This window comes from Nocardia sp. NBC_01503 (genome assembly GCF_036327755.1).
Lineage (GTDB): Bacteria > Actinomycetota > Actinomycetes > Mycobacteriales > Mycobacteriaceae > Nocardia.
The window spans coordinates 2,165,866-2,192,664 of record NZ_CP109596.1 but is presented as its reverse complement, the minus strand read 5'-3'; the positions used below and the strand labels follow the sequence as shown (position 1 = coordinate 2,192,664).

Below are 26,799 nucleotides of genomic sequence, written 5' to 3'. Positions count from 1 at the left end.
CGTTCCAGCCGAGTTCGGAAGAATGCCACGATTCTTCAGCGTGGGAACCTCGCCTGCCGTACCCGACTTTCGCTCCCCCCTCAGGCGCGAACACTCACGACCCAGCCTGGCCGGGTAGCCGTGGTCCCGATCTCGAGCAAAGACACAAACCCCAAAGACCAAAACCCCCAAAACCCCCACCCCCGAAGCCATCACACCCCCTGTCTAACCCGCACACCCCTTGTACGGGGTGTGATACCAGTACACGGGGTGTGATAGCCCTGTGTCAGTGGTGCGGTCACCTCGGAAGTGGGGTACGGGCACCCCGAGACGCCTCACCTTGCTCGGATTGTCTACTTCGAGTGGGTGGTTCTTCTCGTCCTGGCGTCTTGTGTCTTGTTGTTCTTGTCTTTCGTCGTTGTGGTTCTGAAGGTTCCCACAGCCAGCCGGCCAGGCTGGGAGGTGAGAGTGCGGCTCCCAATGGGGGAGCCGAAGCGGGGTACGGCAGACGAGGTAACCACTCCGAAGAATCGTGGCATTCTTCCGAACCCCGCTGGGGCTGAGGATGATTCGTCCAAGTCTGCTACGAAGGCCCCGGGTACATACCTGCGGCACACTCACAATGACCACCGGTAATCCGGAGACTGGGAAGCAGATCTCGAAAGATCCCGTTACCAGGCGTAGCCCGGCTGAGCGCATCGGCGGCAAGGAGCATGGCAGCAGCCGTCCAGGTGGTGCGCTCTTCAGGCCACCGTTTGCCATCGGTGAAGACGAGCCCAGTCCAGTAGGACCCGTCCGGATCGCGTAGATGCTGCATGTTGATGAATAGCTGGCGAGCGCGGCGTTGGTCGCCCAGCGCATCGAGGGCGAGCACCAGTTCGCAGGTCTCCGCGCCGGTGACCCAGGGCTGGTCGGAGACGCAGCGGATGCCGAGGGTGGGGATCACGAAATCCGGCCAGCGCGCGGTGATCTGGTCGTACCCGCGCCGCCCCCGGATCGCGCCGCCGAGGATCGGGTAGTACCAGTCCATCGAGTAGCGGCTCTTGTCGAGGAACGCCTCCGGATGATCGCGCAGCGCGTGGCCGAGCCGGAGTGCGGCGACCTCCCAGGACGGTTGCGGGTCACCCAACTGCTCCGCCAGCTCCAGTGCGCAGCGCAGGCTGTGGAAAATGCTGGAGCAGCCGGTGAGCAGCGCTTCGCCGGAGGATCCGCCGGGGCCGAGGGACCAGTGGATCTCCCCGAATCGGCCCTGTTGCAGGGAGAGCACGAAGTCGATGGCGGCGCGGACGGTCGGCCACATCTCCTGTGCGAAAGCGGAATCCCCCGTGCTGGTGAGGTAGTGCAGGACGCCCGTCGCGATGTACGCGCAGAAGTTGGTGTCACTGTCCGCGTTCTCGACTACACCGTCCCGGAACTGCATGGCCCAGGACCCGTCATCCCGCTGGGTCTTCGCGGACCACCGATAAGCATCGCGCGCCTGATCCCACAGCCCGCCGACGGTCAAGGCCATGGCGTTCTCGATGTGATCCCACGGGTCGGTATGCCCGCCGGTGAACCAGGGTAGCGCCCCATCGGATTCCTGTGCCGCCGCGATGGTTTCGGCCGTGCGCAGGCAGTCCCGTGCGGACAGCACACCCGGCACGGCGGGTAGCTCAGCGGCGGGCACTGCGGACCGCCGGTTTGGCGAAGTACAGCGCCACGCTCTTGCCGATGAGCGGGTCCAGCCAGCGCTCGGTGGTGCGGGTCAACTGCGGTGCGGACATCATGTCCCACACCAGCATTCGGTGGTACGCGGTTACCGCCGGATGCTTGTCATTGCCGACCCCGACCGCGCACTTCAACCACCAGTACGGTGAGTGCAGCGCGTGTGCGTGCGCCCTGTGGATAAATCTCAAACCCCGTGCGGTGACCTTGTCGCGCAGTTCGTCGGCCCGATAGATCCGCACATGCCCGCCCTCATTGGCGTGGTACTCGTCCGACAGTGCCCAGCAGATCCGCTCGGGCAGCCAGCGCGGCACCGTAATCGCCAGCGCTCCACCGGGTTTGACCACCCGTACCAGCTCCCCGATGGCAGCCTCGTCCTGTGGAATGTGTTCGAGGATCTCCGAGGCGATCACCACATCGAATTCGCCGTCCCCATAAGGCAAGTCGAGGGCGTCACCGCGCACCGTCTCGGCCTTGGCGTATTCGGGTGCCTCGCCCGCATCGGCCATGGCCTTGAACATGACATCCACATCGGCCAGATCGCTGCCGTTCTGGTCGAAGGCGACGATATCGGCCCCGCGCCGGTACGCCTCGAAGGAATGCCGTCCGGCCCCGCACCCCACATCGATGACGCGGGTGCCCGGGCCGATGCCCAGGCGGTCGAAGTCGACGGTCAGCATGTGTGCGCCTCCTGGCGGATGGGGGTGATCACCGGACGGGACCCGTGCCGGGCCATAGCTCGTTCGTACACCGAAACCGTCTGTGCGGCAACGGCTTCCCAACTGAAGACGGTGAGCGCGCGGGTCCGGCCCGCCGTACCCAGCTCGTGTAGGCGGGCGGGTGAGTCCAGCAGTGCGCCCAGTACCCGGGTCAATTCATCCACATTGCCCGGCTCGACCAGTTCGGCACAGTCGCCGACGACTTCGGGCAATGCCCCGGCGCGACTGGCGACCAGCGGCGTACCACTGGCCATCGCCTCCACCGCGGGTAGTGAAAACCCTTCGTACAGTGAGGGAATGCAGGCGATCTCGGCGGAGGCCAGCAACCGCGCGAGTGCTTCGTCATCGAGCCCGCTGACGGGTGTCACGATATCCGCGAGCCCGAGTTCGGCGATCAGCTTCTCGGTCGGGCCCTCCGACTCCAACTTGGCGACCAGCCGCAATTCCAGCTCATGGGTAACCCGCAGCCGGGCGACGGCATTGAGTAGATGTGAAATGCCTTTCAATGGCTTGTCGGCACTGGCCACCGCGACGATCCGCCCCCGCACCCGCGGCTCTTCGCGCGGCCGGAACAGTTCGGTGTCCACCCCCAGCGGTACCGTGCGCACCTGCTCGGCCGACACCCCGAAGTCGCTGACGATATCCGCGGCCGAGGAGGACGACACCGTGATCAGATCGGGAAGCTGCCGCGCCACCTTCTCCTGCATTCCCAGAAACCCATACCACCTGCGCAGGAACGGTTTCCGCCGCCACGGCGCGGCCGCCAGATCCACTTCCCGATCCCGGGTGATCGGGTGGTGGATGGTCGCCACCAGTGGCAGATGCCGGGCGATATCCAACAGCCCGTAGCCGAGGCATTGATTGTCGTGCACCACATCGAACTCCGCCGCGCGCTCGCGCAGGACCCGTGCCGCCCGCAGGCTGAAGGTGCGTGGCTCCGGGAATCCGGCGGTCCACATGGTGGCGACCTCGAGCAGGTCTATCCCGTCCCGGATCTCACGCAATCCCGGTGTCCGGAAGGGATCTTCGTCCCGGTACAGGTCCAGGCTCGGCACCTCGGTCAACCGCACCCGGGGATCGAGGTGCTCCGGGTACGGCTGTCCGGAGAACACCTCGACCTCATGTCCCAGCTCCGCCAGCCCACGACTGAGGTAGCGGACATACACCCCTTGGCCTCCGCAGTGGGTTTTGCTGCGATAGGACAGCAGGGCAATACGCACGTCTCGGCCTTTCGTCGGGGCGCAGCGAAATCTACTGGGGGAGTGTTAATTTCAGAAGTCGGACGGATCCGCGATCAACGGACCAGGCCGAGCGGCTCCAACTTGCCCGCCAACCGCTCCAGGTAGGCGAGCACATCGGCCTCCGGTTTGTCCGGCATACCGTAGAGGACATCGGTGACACCGGCCTCGGCCCAGCGCGCCAACTTGTCCGCATCGGGTTTGAAGTCGAGTGCCACCACGCGCGGTGCGCCCTCGCGCCCGGCCTCTGCCCAGCACTTCATCAGCAGCGCGGTGGAGGCGGACACATCGGTTTCGGTGGGTGTGGTGATCCAGCCGTCACCGGACCGGGCGATCCACTTGAACGTCTTCTCCGTGCCGCCCGCGCCGATCAGCAGCGGCACATGTGCCTGCACCGGCTTGGGCCACGCCCAGCTCGGGCCGAAGGAGACGAAGTCACCGGAGTAGCTGGCCTCCTCCTGTGTCCACAGGGCCCGCATGGCCTCGACATACTCGCGCAGCACCGTGCGCCGCTTGTTGCCCGGCACCCCGTGATCGGTGAGTTCATCGGTATTCCAGCCGAATCCAGCGCCCAGCGTGACCCGTCCACCGGAGAGATGGTCCAGCGTCGCGATCGTCTTGGCCAGGGTGATCGGATCACTCTCGGTCGGCAGTGCCACGGCGGTGGAGAGTTCGATCTTCGTGGTGACCGCCGCGATGGTCCCGAGCGTCACCCACGGATCCAATGTCCGGGTGTACCGGTCATCGGGGAGTTCAGCGGTGCCGGTACCCGGATGCGCCGCCTCCCGCTTGATCGGGATATGGGTGTGCTCCGGTACGAAGAACGACTGAAAGCCCTGTTCCTCAGCGGCTTTCGCGGCGACGGCGGGCCGAATGCCGCGGTCGCTGGTGAATTGAACGATTCCGAATCGCATGTGCCGCAAGCCCTCTCAGTTGCCCTTGGCGGCGGCCACGCCCGCGCGCCGACCGTAGAAGCTGCCGTCACCCAGCGAGCAGCCGCTGGCGTATCCGCCCGCGCAGATGCCGGAGGTGACGCGGCCCGCCGCGAACAGTCCCGGGATCGGCTCGCCGGAGACGTGCAGCACCCGGGAGTCGAGATCGGTGCGCAGCCCGCCGAGGGTGAATCCGCCGGTGTATCCGCGCAGGTCGTACGCGCCGAGCGGCTCGCCGATGGGTTTGACCCACTCCGGCTTCTTGTGCAGGAACGGATCCTCGCCGTTCTCGGCATGCTTGTTGTACAGGTCGATGGTCGCGCGCAGGGTGCCCGCGGGCAGGCTCATCTCACCCTCGAGCTCCTCGACGGTCTCGGCCACCCAGGTCGGTGCGATCCGCAGGAACGACATGGACGACTTGGTCTCGAATGCCGCCTCCAGTGCCTGCTCGTCGATGATGAGGTACGCCTGATTGTCCTGATCCTGCAGTACCGCCTGTCCCATCCGGCCGGGGTAGGTGTCCTCGGTGATGAACCGCTGCCCACGCCCGTTCACCAGAATTCCGCGCACCACCACCTGCGGATCGGCGATCAGCGCGACCTCGGTGGCATCCATATGCGCCAGATCCGCGCCGAGCGCCTGTGCCACCCGGATGCCGATACCGTCATGCTCCTCGACCGTGGCGGCGGGCCGCCCGCTGATCTTGGGCGCGAAGCGCTCCACCATTTCGTGCTGGTACGCGAAGCTGCCGGTGGCCAGCACCACGCCGCGTTCGGCGCGCACGAAGAGTTCCTTGCCGTACCGCTTGGCGGCCACACCCACCACCCGGCCGTCGTCATCGACGACCAGCCGCTGCAACCGCACGTCGAATTCCTGTCGTACGCCGAGCTTTTCGGCGGTCTGGGCGAGCGGCTCCATCAGCATGTAGCCGCCGCCCTTCTCGCCCAGCTTCTTATCCTTGGTCCAGGCGAGATGACCACGGGGCGCGGGGGTGGCGATGGTGTTGAACGGTGCGGCATTCTCGCCGCCGGAGAACATCAGCCCCTCATCGGCGGGCGGCTCGTAACCCGGTTCGCCCCAGAACACTTCGTTGAACGGAACACCATTGGCGACGAGCCAGTCGAAATGCTCGACACTGCCCCGGCAGTAATCGTGGATCTTGGCCTTGTCCACACCCGGACCGAGCGCGGCCGTCAGGAACGCCTCCATATTCTCCGGGGTGTCCTCGAAACCGAGCTTGCGCTGCAGCGCCGTACCGCCCCCGAGGTAGATGAAGCCGCCGGAGAGCGCGGCCGCGCCACCCCAGCCGCCGGTGCGTTCCAGTACGAGCACATCGGCCCCGGTCCGGGCCGCCTCGATGGACGCGCACACCCCGGCAATGCCGTAGCCGACGACGACCACATCGGCCTCGAGATCCCAGGAGCTCACCTCGCCGGCCCGGAGCGGTCGGACGGTTGCGGTATCGGCCATGGTTTTCGAATTCCTAACTGGTGGAGGGAATTACTTCTTCTTGTGCTGCTTGACGGCTTTACCCACTGTGCTTCTTGACGGCTTTACCCACTGTGCTTCTTGACGGCTTTACCCACAATGCCGTCCAGCGTGGTCCCCGCGGGCCAGCCCACGTAGTGACACAGGAACAGCGCGATCTCGTGCAACTGCTCCTCGTCCAGCTCTTCATTGCGCAGCGCCGCGCCGACCTGGATCTCGGCGATATCGAACAGGCCCTGCGCGGTCACCGCGCCCAGCAACAACATTCGGCGATCGCGAATGGAGAGCCCGGGCCGCGACCAGATATCGGCGAACAGATGATCGGCGGTGACGGCGAAGTGCGTGCCCGGGCCGTCCTGGAACTCCCAGCCGTACACCTCGCTCATCTTCTTCAGCCCGCGCTGCCGGCGTTCGTCGGTCATATCACCACTGCTCCTTTGCGATAGGTCCGCGTCCGACCCCGAGCCCGTCCCCGAGACCACCGAGCGCCTGATCGGCCAGCGGCAGATCGACGCCGAGTCGGCGGCCCAGGTCCAGGGCGAGCGAGAGATCCTTCTCGCCGAGATCACGGACATGAGTGAGAATCGGCAGCCAGAAGTCACCCTCGGCCACCGGAGAGGTGGTGTCCCGCAACATGATCGCTCCGGGACCGCCGGTATGCGAGTCGGAGTGCCGGACCACCTTGCCGAGTTCGGTGATATCCAACCCGGCCGCCTCCGCCAGCCGCTGCGACTCCGCGGCGGCGGTGAAGGCGACGAAATGCAGCAGATTGCGCGCCAACTTCATTCGAGTACCCGCACCGACCTCGCCCGCGTGCACGATGAGCGAGGCGAAACTGGAGAACGGCGCGCGCACCGTTTCGAAGGCGGCCGCACTACCGCCGACCATGACGGCCAGCCCGCCCTTGTGCGCCGCCGGAGCGCCCCCGCTGATCGGCGCGTCCACGAATTCCACCCCGTGCTCGGCACATTCGGCCGCCAACTCGACCGCCGTGGAGTCGGCGATGGTCGAGTGCACCGCGATCACGGTGCCCGGCTTCGCGGTCTGCAGAATGCCGTCCGGCCCGCTGACCACCGCGCGCACCTGCGCGTCGTCGAGCACGACCACCGACACCACACCGGTGCGCTCGGCTACCTCGGCCGCCGTGGCCGCCGCCTGCGCACCGCCGGAGGTGAAGGGCGTCAACGCATCCGGTCGCATATCGCAGACCACCAGCCCGCCCGGCCACTCGAGTAGGCGTTTGGCCATGGGCGCACCCATATTGCCCAGGCCGATGAATCCGATCGCCAGCTCGCTCATGCTCGGAACACCTGCCCGCCATCGACATTCAGGATCTGCCCGGTAACCCACTTCGCATCGTCCGAGAGCAGGTACAGGCAGGCGCCCACCAGATCCTCCGGTGTGCCCAGCCGTTTGATGGCCGCGGTCTTCACCAGTTCGTCGACGTACTTGCCCGGCACGATGCTGCGGGTGGCCTCGGTATCGATCGGCCCGGGCGCGATGGCGTTGATCCGAATATTGGACCCGCCCAGTTCATGCGCCAATTGCTGGGTGAGGCTGTTGATCCCGGCCTTGGCGAGTCCGTAGAAGCCGGAGTACTGCCAGGCGGCGGTGGAGGATTGATTCACAATCGACCCGCCGCCCTGCTTGCTCATCTGCTTCCAGACCGCGCGGGTCATATTCAGCGCGCCGTCCAGATTCACGCTCATGAACTTCTTGTAGTAGTCCCACGGCACCGTCAGCAGCAGGTCCAGCTTCATACCCCCGTAGATGGCGGCGTTATTGACCAGGTGGTCGATCCGCCCGAACTCACCGACCGTGAATTCCGCTACGGCGGCGGTGGATTCGGGATCGGAGACGTCGACCTCGCGGAAGACCGCGGTACCGCCGTCCGCGGTGATCTGTTTGGCGACGGCCTCCCCGCGCTCGCTATTGAGATCGGCGACAACGACTTTGGCCTGCTCGGCCGCGAGGGCCTTGGCGTACCCCTCGCCGATACCCTGGGCGGCTCCGGTGACAATGACGGTTCTATCCGTGAATCGGGCCATGACGTGCTCCTTCAGCAACCGGTCGCGATGAGTTTGGTCTCGAGGTACTCCTCGAATCCGGCAACGCCCATTTCCCGTCCGATGCCGGATTGTTTGTATCCGCCGAAGGGCGCGTCGGCGGAGTACCAGACGCCGCCGTTCACGCTCAGGGTGCCGGTGCGCACGCCATTGACGACCGTGCGCAGGCGTTCGGGATCGGTGCCCCAGACCGAGCCGGAGAGGCCGTAGGGGGAGTCGTTGGCCAGCCGGACCGCATCGTCATCACCGTCGTGCGCGATGAGGGTCAGCACCGGGCCGAAGATCTCCTCCTGCGCGACCGTCGCCGAATTCGGCAGGCCCGCAATGAGAGTCGGTTCGATGAAGTAGCCGGGCAGGTCCGGGCGGTTACCGCCGGTGACGGTGCCGCCCTCGGCGCGCGCGCTGTCGAGATAACGTTCGACTCGCGCGCGCTGTTGTTCGGAAATCAGTGGGCCGCAGATGGTTCCGGGCTTGTTCGGATCACCGGGCTTGATCCCGGCCAGGGTCCGCTGCGCGATCTCGGCGGCTTCGTCGTAATGCGCACGAGGTACCAGCAGCCGCGTGCTGATCGCACAGCCCTGACCCGCGTGCACGGTGACCCCGAAGGCCGCATAGCTCACCGCCGCCTTCAGATCCGCGTCATCGAGCACGATGAAGGCCGATTTCCCGCCGAGCTCCAGGAACACCTTCTTCAGTGACTGCGCGGCAGCGGCCATAACGGCGCGACCGGTCCGCGTGGACCCGGTGAACGAGATCATGTCCACGCGCGGATCGGCGACCAGCTGCGCGCCCAGCCCGTGATCGTCGGAGGTGACGATATTGACCACACCGGCCGGAATATCGGTCTCCTCGGCGATGATCCGGCCGACCGCCGCCGCACACCACGGGGTGTCGGGGGCGGGCTTGAGAACCACCGTCGTACCGGCGGCCAGGGCCGGGCCGATCTTGGCGAAGTTGATCTGATGCGGGAAGTTCCACGGTGTGATCGCGCCGACCACACCGATGGGTTCGCGCCGGAGTCGTCGGCCGCTCTTGATGCCCATCGGGGACGCGATGCCGAGATCCGTTTCCCAGTCATAGTTTTCGGCCAGGTCGGCGAACCAGCCGAGATCGCCTATCGGGCCTTCGAGTTGGGGGCCGGCGGTGAGCATGCGGGGTGCGCCCACCTCGGCGATGGTGATCTCGCGCAGGTCCTCGAGATGATCGCGCAGGGCGTCGCGGAGTTGGCGCAGGCAGGTGGCGCGAAAGGCCGGGTCCTGCGCCCAGTCGGTGGTGTCGAAGGCGGTGCGGGCGGCGGTGATGGCGGCGTCCATATCGGCCGCGTCGGCATTGGCCGCATAGCCGATTTGCTCGCCGGTCGCGGGGTTGACGTTGGCGAACAGGTTGCCCCGGCCGGGGACGAGTTTGCCGCCGATCAGCAGTTGGGAACCGCCGTCCGGTACGAGATTGCTCAGGCTCAACGGTAGCTCCGATGCTGTCTGGACACGTGTACGGACTATAGGTTCGTCGCTCGGAAACGCGCAAGAACATGTTTCAGTTTGAGAGACTCTTTCTCATGGCGAATTTCCGAATTCGTTGTCAGTTCGCCGTTGCGCCAGTAACATGCAGACACATGTCCAGTCAGTTGTCCGCCGCGTCACTCGAACCGCTGCTGTTCGACCCGTACGACTACGCCATCCATGAGGATCCGTACCCGGTCTACCAGCGGCTGCGCGCCGAAGCTCCCCTCTATCACCACCCCGGACTGGATTTCTGGGCCCTGTCCCGGCACACCGACGTCTCCGCCGGATTCCGCGACAATGTGAATCTCTCCAGCGCCAACGGGGTTTCACTGGACCCGGCCGCCTGGGGACCGCACGCGCACCACACCATGTCCTTCCTGGCCATGGACGATCCGCGCCACCTGCGGCTGCGCAAACTCGTGTACCAGGGCTTCACCCCGCGCCGGGTCACCGAGATGAGCGACCGGATTCGCGAGATCACGCTGCAGCATCTCGAACCCGCGCTGGCCGCAGGCAGTTTCGACTGGATCGACGATGTCGCGGGCAAACTCCCGATGGACGTCATCTCCGAACTGCTCGGCGTACCCGACAGTGATCGCGCCGAACTGCGCAGGCTGGCGGATCTGCTGCTGCATCGCGAAGAGGGCGTACTCGATGTCCCGGTACCCGCCATGGAGGCGGCGGTACAGCTGTTCGGCTACTACAACGAGATGGTCGCCGCCCGGCACAAACGGCGCACGGATGATCTGACCTCCGCACTGCTGGATGCCGAGGCCGACGGTGATCGGCTCACCGACGCCGAGATCCTCGGCTTCATGTTCCTGATGGTGGTCGCCGGTAATGAGACCACCACCAAACTGCTCGGCAATGCCCTGCACTGGGCCGGGGTGAATCCGGAGCAGTACGCCAAGGTCGCCGAGCATCCGGATCTGGTCGGCGACTGGGTGGAGGAGACGCTGCGCTACGACGCCTCCAGCCAGATTCTGGCGCGCACCGCCGCGGTCGATCTGGAGTATTACGGGCAGACGATTCCGCAGGGCTCGAAGGTATTGCTGCTCATCGGATCCGCCAATCGCGATGACGGCGTCTTCCATGATCCGGACCGCTATGACATCGAGCGCGGTGACAAGGGCGGGCTGATCAGCTTCGGAAAAGGCGTGCACTTCTGCCTCGGCGCACATCTGGCCCGCCTGGAGGCCGGAATCGTGTTGCGCGAGTTCACCGATCGCGTGCGGTCGTACAACCTGGCGGCGGGTAGCGAACGCGTGCATTCGGTGAATGTCCGCGGATTCGCGAAACTGCCTGTGACAGTGGAGGTTCGGTAATGCCACGCTTCGCACCACATCCGGAACGACGGCCGGTACTGATCGCCGGGGCGTCCTCGGGCATCGGCGCCGCCACCGCCGTCGCGCTCGCGGAGCTGGGCTATCCGGTCGCGCTGGGCGCGCGGCGGCTGGAGATCTGCGAAACCCTCGCCGAGAAGATCCGCGCCGACGGCGGTGAGGCGTTCGCCCATCGGCTCGATGTCTCCGCTACCGACTCGGTCGACGAATTCGTGCTCGCCGCCGAAAAAGCGCTCGGGCCAATGGAAATCGTGGTTTCCGGGGCCGGGGATCTGGAGTTCGCCAAGGGCTGGGAGATGGATCCGGAGCTGTTCGAATCGCAGACCCGGGTGCACCTGGTCGGGGCGCAGCGGCTCGCCCACCGGGTCATTCCCGGCATGATCGAGCGGCAACGCGGCGACTTCGTGGTCATCGGATCGGACTGCGCCGATCGGGCCCGGCCCGGGGTCGGTGCGTACAACGCCGCCAAAATGGGCGTGGAAGCCTTTGCGCGCCAACTCCGAATGGAATTGGAGGGCACCGGCGTCCGGTCCTCGATCGTGCGACCGGGGCAGACCCTCACCGGTATGGGAATGACCGCCGAACCCGAGGTCGTCGGGCCCATGCTCGAGGAGTGGGTGAAGTGGGGCTTCGCCCGGCACCCGTACTTCCTGAAGGCCTCCGATATCGCCGCGGCCATTGTCGCCGTGGTCGGCACTCCACGCGGTGCGCATCTCGTGCTGGTCGAAGTCCAGCCCGAAGCACCTCTGACCAAATCGGGAGAGTAATCATGCGGCTCGTCGTCGACCTCGACCTGTGCCAGGGGCACGCCGTCTGCCAGGACGAAGCCCCCGCACTGTTCCGTGTACCCAAACAGGGACAGGTCGAGATACTCCGCGCCGACCCCGGCGACGAGCTGGCGGCGGCCCGTGAGGCCGTCCGCTACTGCCCCACCCAGGCGCTTTCGCTACGTGAAGATTGAAGGAACCATCATGGCCTGGTCCCGCGACGAACTCGACGACATGATCACCCGGTGGGTGCAGGAGAACCAGCGCTGCGAAGCGCTCGGCGACTGGAAACCCCTGGCCGACTTCTACACCCCCGACGCCACCTACGGCTGGAACTACGGCCCCACCCAGGAATTCATGGCCGTCGGCCGCGATGAGATCCGCGATATCGCACTCGGGCAGGAGATGTTCGGGCTGGAGGGCTGGACCTACCCGTACCAGGAATTCGTGGTCGACGAACGCAGCGGCAGCGTCATCGGATTCTGGAGACAGATCAATGAGAAGAGCCGGGCCGACGGGCGGCCGTACAGTCCAGAGGGCATCGGCGGCAGCTGGTTCCGGTACGCGGGCGACGGGCAGTGGTCGTGGCAGCGCGACTTCTTCGACTTCGGTAATGTCACAGCGCTTTTCGTGGAGATGATCTCCAATGGCGTGCTGTCCGACGGGATGCAGAAGCGCATCGAGCGATCCGTCTCGGGAGAGCCGCTGAAGGGCTGGTACCCGGTCGGGCAGGGACCGGCTTCGCTGTGGTGAACAGTCGATACGATTCGCTGTCCCGATCCGAGCTCGCGATTCTGGTACCCGAGCTGCTGCTGTGCGGGCATCTGATCGACCGCTCCGGGATGGCGCACGCCATCGCCGCTTTCGGCCGCGAGGGTATGACCGGCGTCGCCATCGACGAATGGCGTTGGGCCAGTCCGCTTTACACCCGGCGCATGCGCGCGGCGCTGGGTATCGCAGGGGACGGGGTGGACGCCATCTTCAAGGGCTTCCAGCTCGATATCGGTGCGCCACCGCAGTTCATGGACTTCCGGTACCGGGTCCGCGATCACGACAATGGTGAATTCCACCTCGACCACTGCGGCGCGCTCGCCGATGTGGAGCCGATGGGGGAGGAGTACGTGGTCGGCATGTGCCACCACATCGAAGACCCCACCTTCGATGCGACCGCGCTGGCCACCAATCCCTATGCGCGAGTGCGGCCGATACATCGGCCACCCCGCGTGCCCGCCGATCGGACACCGGTGTGCGCGTGGACGGTGACCATCGATCGGTCGCTGGAGCCGACACCGCCGGAGCCCGATGCGCTGGCACTGGCCGGAACCCGCGCGGCCACCGTGGAACTGGCGGCCGTCGATGCCGAAGACGATGGGCAGTCGGACTATTCGGGACCGCTGCTGAACGATCTGCGGTTCGGGGACTTCTCGCGCTCGGCGCTGATTCGGATCGCCGACGAGGTGTGCCTCCAGCAGCACCTGCTGACGCTGGCGTTTCGGCGGGCCGTTACCGAACGCTCGGATTCCGCTGTGGCACTGGATATCACGCGCAAGCAGTTCACCGGCATCGCGGGACTGACCTCCGAACGGCTGCGCACCGCGCTCGGGCTCGGAGATGACGCCGCCGCACTGGCGAAGGTGCTGCGCCTGCATCCGGCCTTGAATCCCCTGGCCTATGTGGATGCCGAGATCGGATCTTCGGTCTCCGGCGGCGAGCAGATCGTGGAGCTGCGGCTCGGACGCGACTGCGGTGCGGTAGCCGACGGAGCCTGGGCCGCGCTGGTGGATTCCGAACACCTCGAGGCACTGAATTCCCTTGCCCGCGGTGTCAATCCCCGGTTCGAGGTCAGTGTGCGGTCTTCGACCGCCGACGAGATGATCCTCGAATTCGGCCTGGCCGCGGCACCTTTCCGTGAATTCGGGGAAGTCGCCATCACCCGATTCAGCACGGGGGCCGCGTTCGCCTTCGCCGACCGGGGCATTCCCCTTCCCCTCACCGTCTTGTAGAAAGCGAAAGTCATGGCCTGCAACTTCGCCGACCTCTACGAACACTCGGCGGACGCGGTACCCGACCGTCTCGCCGTCATCGAGGGTGCGCGGCGGCGCACCTTCGCCGAACTCGACGAGCGGGCCAATCGGCTCGCGCACCACCTCGCCCATGCCGGGGCCGGACCCGGCACCCATATCGGTTTCCATATGCACAACAGCATCGAAACCCTGGAAACCCTGCTGGGCTGCTTCAAGATTCGCGCGGTACCGGTCAATATCAACTTCCGTTACCAGGCCGAGGAACTACGGTACGTCTACGACAATGCCGACCTGGAGATGGTCGTGCATCACCGGTGCTACTCGCCATTGCTGGAGGCGGTGCGGGGGCAATTGCCCAAGCTGCGGCACAGCCTGGTGGTCGAGGACGATCAGGACGGAGCGGATCTTCCCACCCGGTCCATGCCCTACGAGTGGGCGCTCGAGAACTGCTCTCCCGAACGGGATTTCGGTGAGCGCAGCGCCGACGACCTCTTCATCATGTACACCGGCGGCACCACCGGACTACCCAAGGGCGTCATGTGGCGGCAGGAGGATATGTGGCGGGTACTCGGCGGCGGTATCGACTTCTACACCGGGGAACCGATAGCCGACGAGTACCAGCAATCCCGGGCGGGCGCGGCCCAGGAACACCCCATGCGCTGGTTCGTACTACCGCCGCTGATCCACGCCGCCGCCATGATGCCGACCTTCACCGCGCTGTGGTCCGGCAATACCGTGCTGTTCGAACCCCGCTTCGATCCGGCGCGCATCTGGCAGACCGTGGCCCGGGAACAAGCGAATATCCTGGTCATCACCGGTGATGCGATTGCCCGGCCGCTCGTCGACGCCTATCGGGCCGCACCCGTGGACGCCTCCTCGGTCTTCTCCATCGGCTCCGGTGCGGCGCAGCTCACCCAACCGGTGAAGAACGAACTGCTGGAACTCTTTCCGAGCACGCTGGTCAGCGAATCCATCGGATCCTCCGAAACCGGGTTCGGCGGAATCGGTTTCGCGCAGAAGGATGACGATCCGGGGCGCGGGCCGCGGGTCAATACCGGGCGCGGCGCGACGGTGGTGGACGACGATGGGCATCCGGTCGAACCGGGTTCGGAGGGCTGGCTGGCCAAGACCGGCAATGTGCCGATCGGCTACTACAAGGATCCGGTCAAGACCGAGAAGCTGTTCCGTACCGTGGACGGGCGCCGCATGGTCATTACCGATGATCGCGCGCGGGTCGAGGCGGACGGCGCCATCACGCTCATCGGGCGCGGCAATATGGTGATCAATACCGGGGGCGAGAAGGTCTTTCCCGAAGAGGTCGAGGCCGTGGTCAAGGCGCATGAGAGCGTGTACGACGCGGTGGTGATCGGGATCGCGCACGAGCGCTGGGGGCAGTTGGTCGGCGCGGTGGTGTCGAGCGCCGACGCGGTGGACTTCGCCGACCTCGAACGCCATGTCCGGGCACATCTCGCGGGATACAAACTGCCGCGCCGGATCTGGGTCACGGAGACCGTCGCGCGGACTCCCAGCGGTAAGCCCGACTATCGCTGGGCCAAGTCCTTCGCGGAATCCGCCGCACCGGATCACGAGGTGCAATAACCAGTTATGGAAAGTAGTGCCATATCAGGGTCCATTCTTCGGGATACCTTGCCCGAATCAATGGCGGACGTCACAGGAACCTGTTCTAATTCTGGGATGGCAGAGGTGCACACCGTACTGGGTGAACAGGTCCGTATGCCGGTCGAGATCAGGCATGCCGACGCCAGCTCCGCGCTCTTCTTCGCGGATACCGCGGCCGCGCGCGAACTGCTCGCACCGGCCGGACTGGAACCGGTCACCGTTCTCGGCCGGGCGATTCTCTCGCTCGCCTTCGTGCGTTACGTCGACGGTGATCTCGGGCCGTACCACGAATTCGCCTTCTCGCTCATGGCGAAACAGCCCGGCCGCAAGGACAGCGCGGGGGCCTACATCCACTGGCTGCCGGTGAATCAGAGCTTCACTCTCGAAGCCGGACAATCGATTTGGGGATTCCCCAAGCTGATGGCCGATATCGACATCACGCCGGTGCGCGGCGGGCAACGGTGTGAAGTACGGGTGGATGGGCAACTCGTCATCGCGTTGCGGGTGCTGGATGGTGTGCCCATGCCGGGCGGTGCGGGTGGGGCGTCCATCGACGCGTACACCGCCAAGAACGGTGTGCTGCGGCGTACTCCGTGGGTGATGAATCCGAGCCGGGTGCGAGGTATGCCCGGCGGGGTTCGCGTCGAACTCGGCGACCATCCCGTCTCGCAGCAGCTGCGTGCCCTCGGCCTGCCCCGGCGCGCCCTGTTCGCCAGCCGGATCGGTTCGCTGGCAATGACTTTCGAAGACGCCACCACCGTCTTGCAGACCAGGGAGGTCCGATGACCCAGACCGCACTCGTCACCGGAGCCGCCAGTGGCATGGGCCGAATCGTCGCGCTGCGCCTGGCCGCCGCCGGGTGGAGGGTCGCCGCGGTCGACCTGAATCCGGTCGGGCTCGCCGAGACCGCACAGCGCTCACCGAATATGACCACCTACACCTGCGATGTCTCCGATGCCGAGCAGGTGCGCGCGGTGGTGGAGAAGGTGCGCGGCGAACTCGGCACCATCGACCGGCTGGTGCACGCCGCCGGCATGTGCCATGTGCACGCCTCCGCGCTGAATCATGATGTGGCGCAGATAAAGAAGATGATGGATGTCAATTATTTCGGCACCGTCAATCTGTGTCAGGCCGTCATACCGGCCATGAAACAGGCGGGCACCGGCACCGTCGTACTCTTCGCCTCCGTCGCGGGCTGGCTCCCCTCACCCGGAATGGCCGGATACTCCGCGTCCAAATTCGCGGTCATCGGATTCATCGACAGCCTCGCGTATGAACTCGCGGGCAGCGGTGTGCGACTGCTCGGACTCTGCCCGCCCATGGTCGAGACGGCGTTCCTGGACAAGGTCCGCGAAGAGAACGAATCCGTGCTCGGCGGCACCGGCGGTATGAGCCCCGAAGGCGTCATCGACGCCCTCGAGAAGGCGCTGTCCAAGCCGAAGAATCCACTGTTCGTCTTCCCCGGCCAGGCGTACCCCACCTACCTCATGCGGCGTCTCCTGCCCGGCCTCTCGCGCCGGATCGTGAGCCGCATGGTCAAGCCGACGGGTTAACCGTCGCGCGGAAACCGGCTCGTGCTCCGACCGGTGACCGCATCGGGCGCTGGGCAATCGGGGCTCTGCGATTGCCCAGCGTCGCCCCTCTTTCGGCAATCGGCCAGCGAATAATCGCTGGCCCGGAAGCCGCGTGCGCGAGAAAATGAACCCTTCTGCTCGGACACCATTCGAGAGAGGGGACGGATGAGTTCACGCGCACCCGCGTTGAAGCTCGTACTTCGTTACTACGGACGGGAATTGGCTCGGCGCAAGCTATTGACGCTGGGCGGCATGCTGGGGCCCGCCCTCGGCACCATCTGCCAGAACTACATCGCGCCACTGCTGGTCGCGGTGCTCATCGGGCGGGTCGCCGCCAGCGGTGATTCCGGGCTGTCCACGCTCGGACCGTTGGTCGCGGCCTTCGCGGGCGTCATCCTGCTGTCGGAAGTGCTGTGGCGCATCGGAATCCACTGCCTCAACCGGCTGGACGCCTACGGTATCGAGAGCCTGTACGTCATCGCCATGGATGAACTGCTGGCCAAGGACGCGGCGTTCTTCCACAACAACTTCGCCGGATCGCTCACCAAACGGTCGCTGAGCTTCGCCAGCCGCTTCGAACAGTTCGTCGACACCTTCGCCTTCGAAATCTTCGCCGCCGTGGTGCCGCTCGGCTTCGCGGCGGTGGTGCTGTGGCGCTACGACCCCATGCTGGTGGTCGTGCTGATCGGGTTGATCCTGTTCACCGCGTTGATCATCACCCCGCTGATCCAGCGGCGGCAGGCGCTGGTGGACGAGCGGGAGGCGTCCATCGCGCTGGTGTCCGGGCATGTGGCCGACAGCCTGGCCAATATGCAGGTGGTGCGGGCCTTCGCCGCCGAACGTCAGGAGGCGGCCGAACATCGGCGCCGCGTCATCGATCAGCGCCGAAAGTCCTTGCGCTCCTGGGACTACGCCAATCTACGCATCGACACCGTGGTGACGCCGCTGGTCGCCGTCACCAATGTGGCCGGATTGCTCATCGCGCTCGGGCTCAGCGGCGGGCACGCCTCGGTCACCGTGATCATGGTGGCGTTCACCTACTACTGGAACGCCACCGGGATCATGTTCCGGTTCAACCAGATCTACCGGCGGTTGGAGAGCACGCTCACCGAGGCGGCGCAATTCACCGAACTGCTGTTGACGCCATCCACCGTGGTGGATATCGCGGAGCCGGAAGCCTTGCGGCCCAAGGGATCCGATGTGCGATTCGATCGGGTGCACTTCACCCACGCGGGTGCCGCACCACTGTTCACCGGATTGGATCTCGATGTGCCCAGCGGGTCCAAACTGGGGCTCGTCGGGCGTTCCGGCGGCGGCAAGACCACCCTCACCCAACTGCTGCTACGCCTGATGGATATCGACGACGGCGTTATTCGCATTGGTGGACAGGATATTTCGAAGCTCAGGCAGAGTGATCTGCGGAGCCTGCTCGCCTATGTGCCACAGGATCCGGCCATGTTCCACCGCACCCTGCGAGAGAACATTCGCTTCGCCCGGCCCGAGGCGAGTGATGCGGATATTCTGCGCGCCGCCAAGGCCGCGCATGTCACGGAGTTCGCGGACGCGCTGCCACAGGGGATGGAAACCCTGCTCGGCGAGCGCGGGGTGAAACTGTCCGGCGGACAACGGCAGCGCGTCGCATTGGCTCGCGCGATTCTGCGGGACGCGCCGATTCTGCTCCTGGACGAAGCCACCAGCGCCCTCGACTCCGAGAGCGAAAAGCTTGTGCAGCAAGCGCTCTGGGAGCTGATGGAGGGGCGTACGGCGCTGGTGGTCGCGCACCGGTTGAGCACCGTCGCCGGGATGGACCGGCTGGTGGTACTCGATCACGGGCGGATCGTCGAGGAGGGTACCCATGAGCACCTGCTGCGCGCGGAAGGAACGTACGCGCAGCTGTGGCGGCATCAATCGGGCGGATTCCTCGGCGAAGAAATGGTCGTCCGGTAAGTCAACCCCGTCATCCCAGGGGCTGGCCCAACCTCGTCATCCCGGCGCTTCTTGGCCGGGATCCACTGCACCGGTGTGGATCCCGGCCAAAAACATGCCGGGATGACGAGGGGCTACTTGCCTTGGAAGTTGGGCTTGCGCTTCTCCGCGAAGGCGCGAGGCCCCTCTTTGGCATCCTCGCTCCGGAAGACCGGCAGACCGACCTTCGCGTCGATCTTCCAGGCCTCGTCCTCGTGCATACCCTCGGTATCGCGCATGACCTTCAGGATCGCCTGAACCGCGAGCGGCCCATTGTTGTTGATCAGCTCGGCGATCTCGAGAGCCTTGTCCAGCGCGGTGCCATCCGGCACCACATGCCCGATCAGGCCGAACTTCAGCGCCTCGGCGGCGGTGATGTGCCGACCGGTGAGCAGCAGTTCCGCGGCGACGGTGTACGGAATCTGGCGCGGCAGTCGCACCGCCGAGCCGCCCATCGGGAACAGGCTCCACTTCGCCTCGGAGACACCGAATTTGGCGCTCTCACCGGCGATCCGGATATCGGTGCCCTGCAGGATCTCGGTGCCACCGGCGATGGCCGGACCCTCGACCGCGGCGATGAGCGGCTTGGTCAGCCGGAAACCCTTGAGCAGACCCGGCATCCGGGTCGGATCGAAGGCGCTGCCCTCGGACATGCCGTCGCTGGGGTTACGCTTGGACATGGCCTTGAGGTCCGCGCCCGCGCAGAACGCGCCGCCCGCGCCGGTCAGAATGCAGGTGCGAATCTCCGGATCGGAGTTCACCCGCTCCCATGCCTCGGTCATGATGGCCAGCATCTCGCCCGTGAGCGCGTTCTTCTTGTCGGGGCGGTTCATGGTGACGATCAGCGTGCCGCCACGCTTCTCCACGAGGGCATGAGGCTCGGTATTGCTACTTGTTTCAGCAGTGGCTGTCGTCATCGCCGACCTTTCTTTCCGCAGATTCGGGGACGAAACTACCCCGCGCCGTTGTCTTGAACAATAACGTGTTCTAGTTTGGATCGTGGTGACCGCCGTCACGGGCGGCAAGGTATGGGAGAGACGACGCCATGAGTGCAACGAGTACGCAGAGCAAGCTGCCGCCCCGGGTTACGGAATCCTTGATCAACCGGCTCACCGGCATGGTGACCGCGGGCAAGGCGGGCGAGGCCCGCGAACCCTTCGAAATGATCGAGGTCTACACCGGCAACGTGGTCGGCCTGCTGCCGCAGTCCTCGCCCGAAGACGTCGTCAAGGCCGTCGAGATCGCCCGCGCCGCCCAGGTCGAGTGGGCCGCCCGCCCGCTCAAGCAGCGCCTCGAGGTCTTCGAACGCGCCCACGAACTCATCCTCTCCGAGATCGAGACCATTGCCGACCTGATCCAGATCGGCTGCGGTAAGGCTCGTCGCATGGCCATCGAAGAGGCCTGCGACACCCCGATGGTCATCGCGCACTACCTCAAGACCGCCGAGAAGACGCTGCGCTCCAAGAAGCGCAGCGGCCCCATGCCGGTCATCACCACCTCCACCGAGGAGCACCGGCCCAAGGGCGTCGTCGCGGTCATCGCACCCTGGAACTTCCCCTTCGCCATCTCCATGTCCGACTCCACCCCGGCGCTCATGGCGGGCAACGGCCTGGTGCTGAAGCCGGACAACAAGACCGCGCTCTGCACCCTGTTCGGCATCGAACTGCTGCACAAGGCGGGCCTGCCGCGCGGACTCGTCCAGGTGGTCTGCGGCGGCGGTCCCGATGTCGGCCCGACGCTGATCGACAATGTCGACTTCGTCATGTTCACCGGCTCCACCAATACCGGCCGCACCATCGGTGAACAGGCCGGACGCAACCTCATCGGCTGCTCGCTCGAGCTCGGCGGCAAGAACCCGATGATCGTGCTCGACGATGTGAACCTCGACGAGTGCATCCCCAGCGCCAGCTTCGCCGTCTTCGGCAATACCGGCCAGGCGTGCATGCATATCGAGCGTATCTACGTACAGGAACGCGTCTATGACGAGTTCCTGCGCCGATTCGTCGCCGCCGCCGAGGAATTGGGCGCCAAGGCCGGAGCCACCTACGACTTCGACCCCGAAATCGGCTCGCTCGTCTCGGTCGACCATATGAAGCGCGTCGCCGCCCACGTCGACGAGGCCCGCGAGAAGGGCGCGAACGTGCTCACCGGCGGTAAGCCGCGCCCCGATATCGGCCCCGCCTTCTTCGAGCCCACCGTGCTGACCGGCGTCACCAAGGATATGGAGCACGCCACCAAGGAGACCTTCGGTCCGGTCGTGGCCATCTACAAGTTCACCACCGACGAAGAGGCCATCCGCCTGGCCAACGACACCGACTACGGTCTGAACGCCAGCGTCTGGGCGGGCGACCTGCACCGCGCCGGTCGCATTGCCGAGAAGATCGAGGCCGGCGCCATCAACATCAACGACGGCTTCGTCACCACCTACGCCGCCAAGGGCACCCCGTCCGGCGGCGTCAAGAGCTCCGGCGTCGGCACCCGGCACGGCGCGGCCGGCATCCTCAAGTACACCGACACCATCAACGTCGGCGTACAGAAGAAGCAGATCCTCGCCGCCCGTTCGGGCATGCCCTACGAAAAGCAGCTCAAGAGCACCCTCATGACCCTGCGCCTGATGAAGAAGCTGCACCTGGGCTGATGCCCTGAAAGCGGTTGTACGCCAATGATCCCCAGCCGTATCCGGCCGGGGGTCATTGTGCATTCAGGAGCGCTGGGCGCCCTATCTCGCCGAAAACTTCGCTGGATGTCACCTCCGGCGAGGTGCTGGGCGGGAGGGCGCGGAGCTACGGGTATCGCCTGCGGGACTTGCCAATTGGCGTTCCAGCGCGGTGAAGGCGGCTACTGCCTCGGGCGACTCGAAGGCTCGATTGCGGTGCCCGACGGTCACCTGGCGAAGCACATCGGCCTGGACGAGTCGATCGATCGCCGTATTGGCCGCCGGGTAGCTGCGGCCGATCAAAGTGGCGGCGGTTGTCACGGTGAGAATCGGAGCGCCGACAAGTTTGGCGAGTAGTAGATCTGTGGCTGATCCGGTTCGGACGGGAGCGAGTCGTTCCCTCCAGACCTGCTCCAGATCGGCGGCTTTCTGCTCGAACGCGGAAGCATCCGCGACGGCGCGGGTGCATGCCGCAGCGAAACGGGACACCCAGATGTTCACGCCATCAACGGCCGCGGGTGACGTCGCGGACCCGATGTGCCGGAAGCTGACCAGGCCATCGATGTAACTCTGAGTCCAGGTAGCGAGAATCAATGAGACCGGCGGGACAACATGCTGGGCCAGCCCGCGGCGGCGCAGGATGAGGTGAATCAGGGCGCGACCGGTGCGCCCGTTCCCGTCGACGAACGGATGGATCGTCTCGAACTGGGCGTGCGCAATGGCGGCCTGGGCGACAGCCGGCAGATCATCGCCGTTGCAAAATGCCAGCAGATCGACCATCAGTCCGGGGACCAACTCCGGGGGTGGCGGAACATACGCTGCCGAGCACGGATTGAACGAACTGCCGCCGATCCAGTTCTGTTGTTCACGAAACCGGCCACCGTGCTGTTCGAGCCGAGTACCTGTCAACAGACGCCGATGGACATCCAGCAGGACTTCTACCGTGATCGTCTCGCCGCGGCGGATTGAGTTGACGCCGAGCGCCATCGCGTCGATGTTCGCCAACACCTCGGTTGCTGTCACGTCGGTGGATTGCCCCTCCAGAGCCTGAGCGGCCTCAGCGCGCAGCAACCGTCGCGCCCCGACCTCGAGTCCTTCGATCCGGGAGGATGCGATGGCTTCGGCTCTCAGCAGTAGGCGTGACAATGCTTCGGTCTCCGCGAGGGCCTTGGCTTCGGTGTCGAGCCGGGTGATCGCGGCCTCGGCCTCGGCGATGTCCGCCGCGGTCTCGCCAGTCAACATCAACGGCCGATCCACAAGTGGATCGGGGAGGTATGCCTGGTAGGACCCGGCACGGCGGTCTCTTCGTGACAGCCCGCCTCGGTCGAGACTGCTCGCCCAATGCCGCTGCTCAACCTTTGCCATAGCACCTCCTTATTAAAGGTTACTGGATAATCTTTAATAAGGAGGGTTTGCTCAAGGCCGCCGGGCGGTTGCGGTTACCTGGCCGATGCCGATGACGTGGCCGCTCATGGAGAAGGGGGCTACTGCGGGTGGGGTGCTCGCGGGTAGGCCCAACTGTGGAGTATCCAAGGCCAGTACCGTGATTCGGTAGTTGTGGGGCTTGTCGCCAGTGGGTGGGCAGGGGCCCTGGTAGCCTCGTGCGCCCGCGTCGTTGGTGCCCGATATCGCGAGGGTGCCATCGGTGAATTCTGTTGCGGTGGAAGGGATATCCCAGTTCATCCAGTGCCAGAAGCCGCTGCCGGTGGGTGCGTCGGGGTCGAACATGGTGTCGGCGAAACTCTTCGCTGCCACCGGCGCGCCCGACCGGTGCACACGCGGAGCGTGATTGGCCGCGGTGCAGCCGAAGGAACCCGCGAAATTGTCGGCGGGAAAGGTGCTGTCGGTGAGGTCGGGAGTGGTGACGGTGAATCGGGCTGCTGATGCCGGGGCTGAGATAAGCATCCTGAGATATGGGAAAGCCTGGAAGGCTGTGCGCATCCTGGTATTCGGCGTACCACCCGGCCGGGGATGATGAGCACCGAGCAGGGGCGGGCCGTCACGCCGGGGGCCGCCATCCTCGACGGCATGCCGCTGCTCCCGGCCTACGTCATCGACTTCCGCTTCGACGTCCTGGCCCGCCACCCCGACGACCCGGCCCTGCGCCAGCTGATCACCGAACTACGTTCCGCCAGCCCCGATTTCGCCACCTGGTGGGACGACCACACCGTCCGCGAACGCCAACACGGCCGCAAACGCCTCAACCACGTCCGGCACGGCACCCTGACGCTGCATTACGACACCCTGGTTTCCCCGGACGGCTCCGATCAGCGCCTGGTCGTCCTCACCCCCGCCGACCCCACCGCCGAAGCCGCCCTGCGCACCCTGGTTGCCGACCACACCCACCGACTCCTGCATCCGGACAGCAGAAAGGCCCCGACCGAAGTCAGGGCCTCTCATGTGTCTCAACCAACACGTCGGGGTGACAGGATTTGAACCTGCGACCTCTTCGTCCCGAACGAAGCGCGCTACCAAGCTGCGCCACACCCCGTGATGTGAACGTGGAGTAGCTTAACCGATGGTTGGCGCTGATGCTAAATCGTGTGGTCAGACGGGGTAAACGGGCGGAATCGACGGGCTACAGCGGGCGGATGCTGGCGAGTATTTTCTTGGCCAGACCGGCGTCCACGGAACCGGCCACACCGGTGTCCGCGGCGATCGTGAATACGAACGCGCCATTGTCGCCGGGGAAGGCGAAGGTGTAGATCGTGTACGTGGAGGCGCAGCCGTCCGACGGTGGCGGGGCATTGCCCTTGGTCTCCAGGTAGACGCCCTGCAGTTGACCGTCGCTGTTGGCGAAGGTCTCGGTCGCGCCGGGGGTGGAGCCGGTGGAGGTGGACCAGCCGATCTTGGCCATCCGGGTCGCGATATCGGTGGCCGCCTTGGCCGGGTCCGTCTCGGTGGACTGACTCAGAAAGACGTTGGTGCGCACGTAATTCGGGCAGTAGTTGAGACCGTCCTGCGCCAGACCCGCGATCGGCACCGAATCACCGCCACCGTTGAAACTGGTCTGGCCGGTGCGATCCAGCTTCCACTCCTTCGGAATGTCGTATGCCGCACCGTTGTCCGGGATCGTCACCACCTGATAGCCGGGGATGACGGCGGCCGGGGTGGTCGCCTTCGCCGATGTGGTGGCCTTGGGGGAGGTGCTGGGCTGCGCGCCCGACGGAGTGGTGGTGAGGGCGCTGATCAGCGACGGGGTCGTATTCGATTGTGCCGAAGGCTCATTCGAGCCACGGTTCACCAGCACGACCGTGACCACCACGCCGATGATGGCCAGGATCAGCACACCTATGCCCGCGAACAACCAACCCTTGCGGTTGCCGCCACCCGAGGGCGGCGGTGCGCCGTAACCCGGCGGCGGTCCATAGCCGGGCGGCGGCGTTGTCTGATACGGCGCGGGGCCGGACTGGTACGGGGACTGCTGATACGGCTGATTCGGCGCGCTCTGATACGGCTGACCGCCCGGGAACGGTGTGGTCGGCGGCGGGCCCCACGCTTGGTGGATCGTCGGATCCGACTGACCCGCACCGTAATTCGGCGGTGCGGGCGGTTGCGGATGCGGCGCCGACTGCCAGGGCGAATCCTGGCTGGGCACGCCCTGCCACCAGTCCGGATCCGGACCCCGCGTTGTCGGATCCTCGTTCGGTTCATTACCACTGGCCACGGCACACCCCTGACTGACGACTACATACCGCGTTGTATATCGCGGCGGACGCCTAACGCGCGACAGCCTCCGAAGTGGTGCGCCCGCGACCCGACTCGGCGACCGGCTGCTTCGGCGGCGCGCCCACCAGGGTCACCAGCGTCGCCTCCGGACGGCAGCAGAACCGGTACGGCGCCCACGGCGAGGTACCCAGCCCGGCCGACACATGCAGCTTGGTGTGCGCGCCCCACTGCGAGGGACCCTTCACCCGGGCCCGGTCGATACCGCAATTGGTAACCAGCGCACCGAAACCCGGGATACACAGCTGCCCGCCATGGGTGTGCCCGGCCATGACCAGGTCGTAACCGTCACCCGCGAACCGATCCAGCACCCGCGGCTCCGGCGAATGCGTGAGCCCGATGCTCAAGTCCGCCAACGGATTCGGTGCACCCGCCACGGTTTCGTAGCGGTCCCGCTTCAGATGCGGATCATCCACGCCCGCGGTCGAGATCTTCACCCCGGCGACCTCGATATCGCGGCGCACATGCGTCAGATCCAGCCAGCCCCGCTCGGTGAACGCGGCGCGCAGATCCTGCCACGGCAGCGGATCGCCGAAGACCCGCTTGTGATCCTTCTTGAAGTACTTCAGCGGATTCTTCGGCACCGGCGCGAAGTAATCGTTCGATCCGAAGACGAAGATGCCCGGACGCCCCAACAGCCCGCCGAGAGCCTGCACCACCGCGGGCACCGACTTCATATGCGAGAGATTGTCACCGGTGTTCACCACCAGATCCGGCTCCAGCCGATCCAGCTCGCGCAGCCACGCTTGTTTCAACTGCTGACCGGGCATCATGTGCAGGTCGGAGATGTGTAAGACACGTAGCGAGGGTTTACCCGGGGCCAGCACCGGCAGCGTCGCCTCACGCAAGGTGAAGGCATTGCGCTCGATCAGCGTGGCGTATCCGACTCCGGCGACGGCGGCCCCCGCGGCTCCCAGAGCGGTACGGCGAAGGGTGGCGGTCGAGATTACGGGCATTTGCCCAGAATAGGCGACCCGTTGAAAATGCGTCGAGCCTCGCGGGTGATGAACGGTACCGTGGCGGCCATGTCGGAACTCAAATCGAAGCTGCGCGCGGATCTCACCACCGCCATGAAGGCCAAGGACACGCTGCGCCTCAATACGGTGCGCATGCTGCTCGCCGCCGTGCAGACCGCCGAGGTCGCCGGCAAGGAGGCGAAGGAACTCACCGACGCCGAGGTCATCGCCGTCCTGTCCAAGGAGGCGAAGAAGCGCAACGAGTCCGCCGTCGTATACGAGCAGGCCGGGCGCGGGGAGCTCGCCGCCACCGAGCGCGCCGAGGAACAGATCATCGAGGAGTACCTGCCGACGCCGCTGACCGACGCCGAGGTGGCCGATATCGCCGATACCGCCATCGCCGATGTGGCCGAGCAGATCGGGGAACGCCCGGGCATGCGCCAGATGGGTCAGGTCATGAAGGTCGCCACCGCGCTGGCCGCCGGGCGAGCCGACGGCACTCGCGTCTCGGCGGCGGTGAAGTCCCGCCTCTGAGCTTTC

At 65.7% G+C, this 26,799-nt stretch carries 26 protein-coding genes and 1 tRNA gene; 12 read left to right on the top strand and 15 right to left on the bottom strand.

Going from position 1 to position 26,799, the window contains the following annotated elements; translation table 11 throughout:
- Positions 1–562: 562 nt before the first annotated feature.
- From OHB26_RS09915 to OHB26_RS09875, 9 genes are all read right to left on the bottom strand, one after another.
- Positions 563–1,645 carry a prenyltransferase gene (locus tag OHB26_RS09915; protein WP_330183895.1) on the bottom strand — a complete coding sequence of 361 codons (1,083 nt, stop codon included), beginning with the start codon at positions 1,643–1,645 and terminating at the stop codon, positions 563–565.
- Positions 1,632–2,363, bottom strand: a complete 732-nt coding sequence (locus OHB26_RS09910) for a class I SAM-dependent methyltransferase (protein ID WP_330183894.1) — start codon at positions 2,361–2,363, stop codon at positions 1,632–1,634. The genes OHB26_RS09915 and OHB26_RS09910 overlap by 14 nt, the downstream gene beginning before the upstream one ends.
- Positions 2,357–3,622 carry a glycosyltransferase family 4 protein gene (locus tag OHB26_RS09905; protein WP_330183893.1) on the bottom strand — a complete coding sequence of 422 codons (1,266 nt, stop codon included), beginning with the start codon at positions 3,620–3,622 and terminating at the stop codon, positions 2,357–2,359. Before OHB26_RS09905 ends, OHB26_RS09910 begins: the two co-directional genes overlap by 7 nt.
- Before the next feature lie 74 nt (positions 3,623–3,696).
- A complete protein-coding gene (locus tag OHB26_RS09900; RefSeq protein ID WP_330183892.1) occupies positions 3,697–4,554 on the bottom strand; it encodes an LLM class F420-dependent oxidoreductase in 858 nt (285 codons plus the stop codon).
- A 15-nt stretch (positions 4,555–4,569) separates the two neighbouring features.
- Positions 4,570–6,042 carry an FAD-dependent oxidoreductase gene (locus OHB26_RS09895; protein ID WP_330183891.1) on the bottom strand — a complete coding sequence of 491 codons (1,473 nt, stop codon included), beginning with the start codon at positions 6,040–6,042 and terminating at the stop codon, positions 4,570–4,572.
- An 83-nt stretch (positions 6,043–6,125) separates the two neighbouring features.
- A complete protein-coding gene (locus OHB26_RS09890) occupies positions 6,126–6,482 on the bottom strand; it encodes a carboxymuconolactone decarboxylase family protein (RefSeq protein WP_330183890.1) in 357 nt (118 codons plus the stop codon).
- Between the two features lies 1 nt (position 6,483).
- A complete protein-coding gene (locus OHB26_RS09885; protein WP_330183889.1) occupies positions 6,484–7,359 on the bottom strand; it encodes an NAD(P)-dependent oxidoreductase in 876 nt (291 codons plus the stop codon).
- On the bottom strand, positions 7,356–8,108 hold the full coding sequence (locus tag OHB26_RS09880) for an SDR family oxidoreductase (RefSeq protein WP_330183888.1): 753 nt from the start codon (positions 8,106–8,108) through the stop codon (positions 7,356–7,358). The genes OHB26_RS09885 and OHB26_RS09880 overlap by 4 nt, the downstream gene beginning before the upstream one ends.
- A gap of 11 nt (positions 8,109–8,119) precedes the next feature.
- Positions 8,120–9,580, bottom strand: a complete 1,461-nt coding sequence (locus OHB26_RS09875; protein WP_330185565.1) for an aldehyde dehydrogenase — start codon at positions 9,578–9,580, stop codon at positions 8,120–8,122.
- A 158-nt stretch (positions 9,581–9,738) separates the two neighbouring features.
- On the opposite strand from OHB26_RS09875, the gene OHB26_RS09870 reads away from it, so the two are divergent.
- From OHB26_RS09870 to OHB26_RS09830, 9 genes are all read left to right on the top strand, one after another.
- Positions 9,739–10,953 carry a cytochrome P450 gene (locus OHB26_RS09870; RefSeq protein ID WP_442942890.1) on the top strand — a complete coding sequence of 405 codons (1,215 nt, stop codon included), beginning with the start codon at positions 9,739–9,741 and terminating at the stop codon, positions 10,951–10,953.
- On the top strand, positions 10,953–11,738 hold the full coding sequence (locus tag OHB26_RS09865) for an SDR family oxidoreductase (protein ID WP_330183887.1): 786 nt from the start codon (positions 10,953–10,955) through the stop codon (positions 11,736–11,738). Before OHB26_RS09870 ends, OHB26_RS09865 begins: the two co-directional genes overlap by 1 nt.
- A 2-nt stretch (positions 11,739–11,740) precedes the next feature.
- Positions 11,741–11,932 (top strand): ferredoxin, encoded by a 192-nt coding sequence (locus tag OHB26_RS09860; protein WP_330183886.1) that lies wholly within the window; start codon positions 11,741–11,743, stop codon positions 11,930–11,932.
- Positions 11,933–11,942: 10 nt separating this feature from the next.
- Positions 11,943–12,491, top strand: coding sequence for a nuclear transport factor 2 family protein (locus OHB26_RS09855; protein WP_442942889.1), 549 nt, complete (start codon positions 11,943–11,945; stop codon positions 12,489–12,491).
- On the top strand, positions 12,485–13,741 hold the full coding sequence (locus OHB26_RS09850) for a hypothetical protein (RefSeq protein WP_330183885.1): 1,257 nt from the start codon (positions 12,485–12,487) through the stop codon (positions 13,739–13,741). Before OHB26_RS09855 ends, OHB26_RS09850 begins: the two co-directional genes overlap by 7 nt.
- A gap of 12 nt (positions 13,742–13,753) precedes the next feature.
- Positions 13,754–15,361 carry an acyl-CoA synthetase gene (locus tag OHB26_RS09845; RefSeq protein WP_330183884.1) on the top strand — a complete coding sequence of 536 codons (1,608 nt, stop codon included), beginning with the start codon at positions 13,754–13,756 and terminating at the stop codon, positions 15,359–15,361.
- A 96-nt stretch (positions 15,362–15,457) separates the two neighbouring features.
- Positions 15,458–16,168, top strand: coding sequence for an acetoacetate decarboxylase family protein (locus OHB26_RS09840; protein WP_330183883.1), 711 nt, complete (start codon positions 15,458–15,460; stop codon positions 16,166–16,168).
- Positions 16,165–16,935, top strand: a complete 771-nt coding sequence (locus tag OHB26_RS09835; RefSeq protein ID WP_330183882.1) for an SDR family NAD(P)-dependent oxidoreductase — start codon at positions 16,165–16,167, stop codon at positions 16,933–16,935. The genes OHB26_RS09840 and OHB26_RS09835 overlap by 4 nt, the downstream gene beginning before the upstream one ends.
- Before the next feature lie 186 nt (positions 16,936–17,121).
- Complete coding sequence (locus tag OHB26_RS09830; protein ID WP_330183881.1) at positions 17,122–18,903, top strand: ABC transporter ATP-binding protein; 1,782 nt, start codon at positions 17,122–17,124, stop codon at positions 18,901–18,903.
- 113 nt (positions 18,904–19,016) lie between these two features.
- Here the strand turns inward: OHB26_RS09830 and OHB26_RS09825 are convergent, their stop codons facing one another.
- On the bottom strand, positions 19,017–19,838 hold the full coding sequence (locus tag OHB26_RS09825; protein WP_330183880.1) for a crotonase/enoyl-CoA hydratase family protein: 822 nt from the start codon (positions 19,836–19,838) through the stop codon (positions 19,017–19,019).
- A gap of 128 nt (positions 19,839–19,966) precedes the next feature.
- On the opposite strand from OHB26_RS09825, the gene OHB26_RS09820 reads away from it, so the two are divergent.
- Positions 19,967–21,559 (top strand): succinic semialdehyde dehydrogenase, encoded by a 1,593-nt coding sequence (locus tag OHB26_RS09820; RefSeq protein WP_330183879.1) that lies wholly within the window; start codon positions 19,967–19,969, stop codon positions 21,557–21,559.
- Positions 21,560–21,667: 108 nt separating this feature from the next.
- Here OHB26_RS09820 and OHB26_RS09815 read toward each other — a convergent pair whose 3' ends face one another.
- Together OHB26_RS09815 and OHB26_RS09810 are read right to left on the bottom strand one after the other, a co-directional pair.
- Complete coding sequence (locus OHB26_RS09815; RefSeq protein WP_330183878.1) at positions 21,668–22,942, bottom strand: Fic family protein; 1,275 nt, start codon at positions 22,940–22,942, stop codon at positions 21,668–21,670.
- Between the two features lie 51 nt (positions 22,943–22,993).
- Positions 22,994–23,482 carry a YbhB/YbcL family Raf kinase inhibitor-like protein gene (locus tag OHB26_RS09810; protein WP_330183877.1) on the bottom strand — a complete coding sequence of 163 codons (489 nt, stop codon included), beginning with the start codon at positions 23,480–23,482 and terminating at the stop codon, positions 22,994–22,996.
- Positions 23,483–23,548: 66 nt separating this feature from the next.
- Between OHB26_RS09810 and OHB26_RS09805 the strand changes: the two genes are divergently transcribed.
- Complete coding sequence (locus OHB26_RS09805; protein ID WP_330183876.1) at positions 23,549–24,013, top strand: MmyB family transcriptional regulator; 465 nt, start codon at positions 23,549–23,551, stop codon at positions 24,011–24,013.
- On the opposite strand, the gene OHB26_RS09800 is transcribed toward OHB26_RS09805, so the two are convergent.
- The 3 genes from OHB26_RS09800 to OHB26_RS09790 form a co-directional block, all read right to left on the bottom strand.
- Positions 23,995–24,068, bottom strand: a tRNA-Pro gene (locus tag OHB26_RS09800). The two genes, OHB26_RS09805 and OHB26_RS09800, sit on opposite strands and share 19 nt — an antisense overlap.
- 87 nt (positions 24,069–24,155) lie before the next feature.
- Positions 24,156–25,244: a hypothetical protein gene (locus OHB26_RS09795; RefSeq protein WP_330183875.1), complete on the bottom strand. Its 1,089-nt coding sequence runs from the start codon at positions 25,242–25,244 to the stop codon at positions 24,156–24,158.
- A 52-nt stretch (positions 25,245–25,296) separates the two neighbouring features.
- Positions 25,297–26,259, bottom strand: a complete 963-nt coding sequence (locus OHB26_RS09790; RefSeq protein ID WP_330183874.1) for a metallophosphoesterase — start codon at positions 26,257–26,259, stop codon at positions 25,297–25,299.
- Between the two features lie 69 nt (positions 26,260–26,328).
- Here OHB26_RS09790 and OHB26_RS09785 point away from each other — a divergent pair, with 69 nt between their 5' ends.
- Positions 26,329–26,793: a GatB/YqeY domain-containing protein gene (locus tag OHB26_RS09785; RefSeq protein ID WP_330183873.1), complete on the top strand. Its 465-nt coding sequence runs from the start codon at positions 26,329–26,331 to the stop codon at positions 26,791–26,793.
- Positions 26,794–26,799 lie beyond the last annotated feature (6 nt).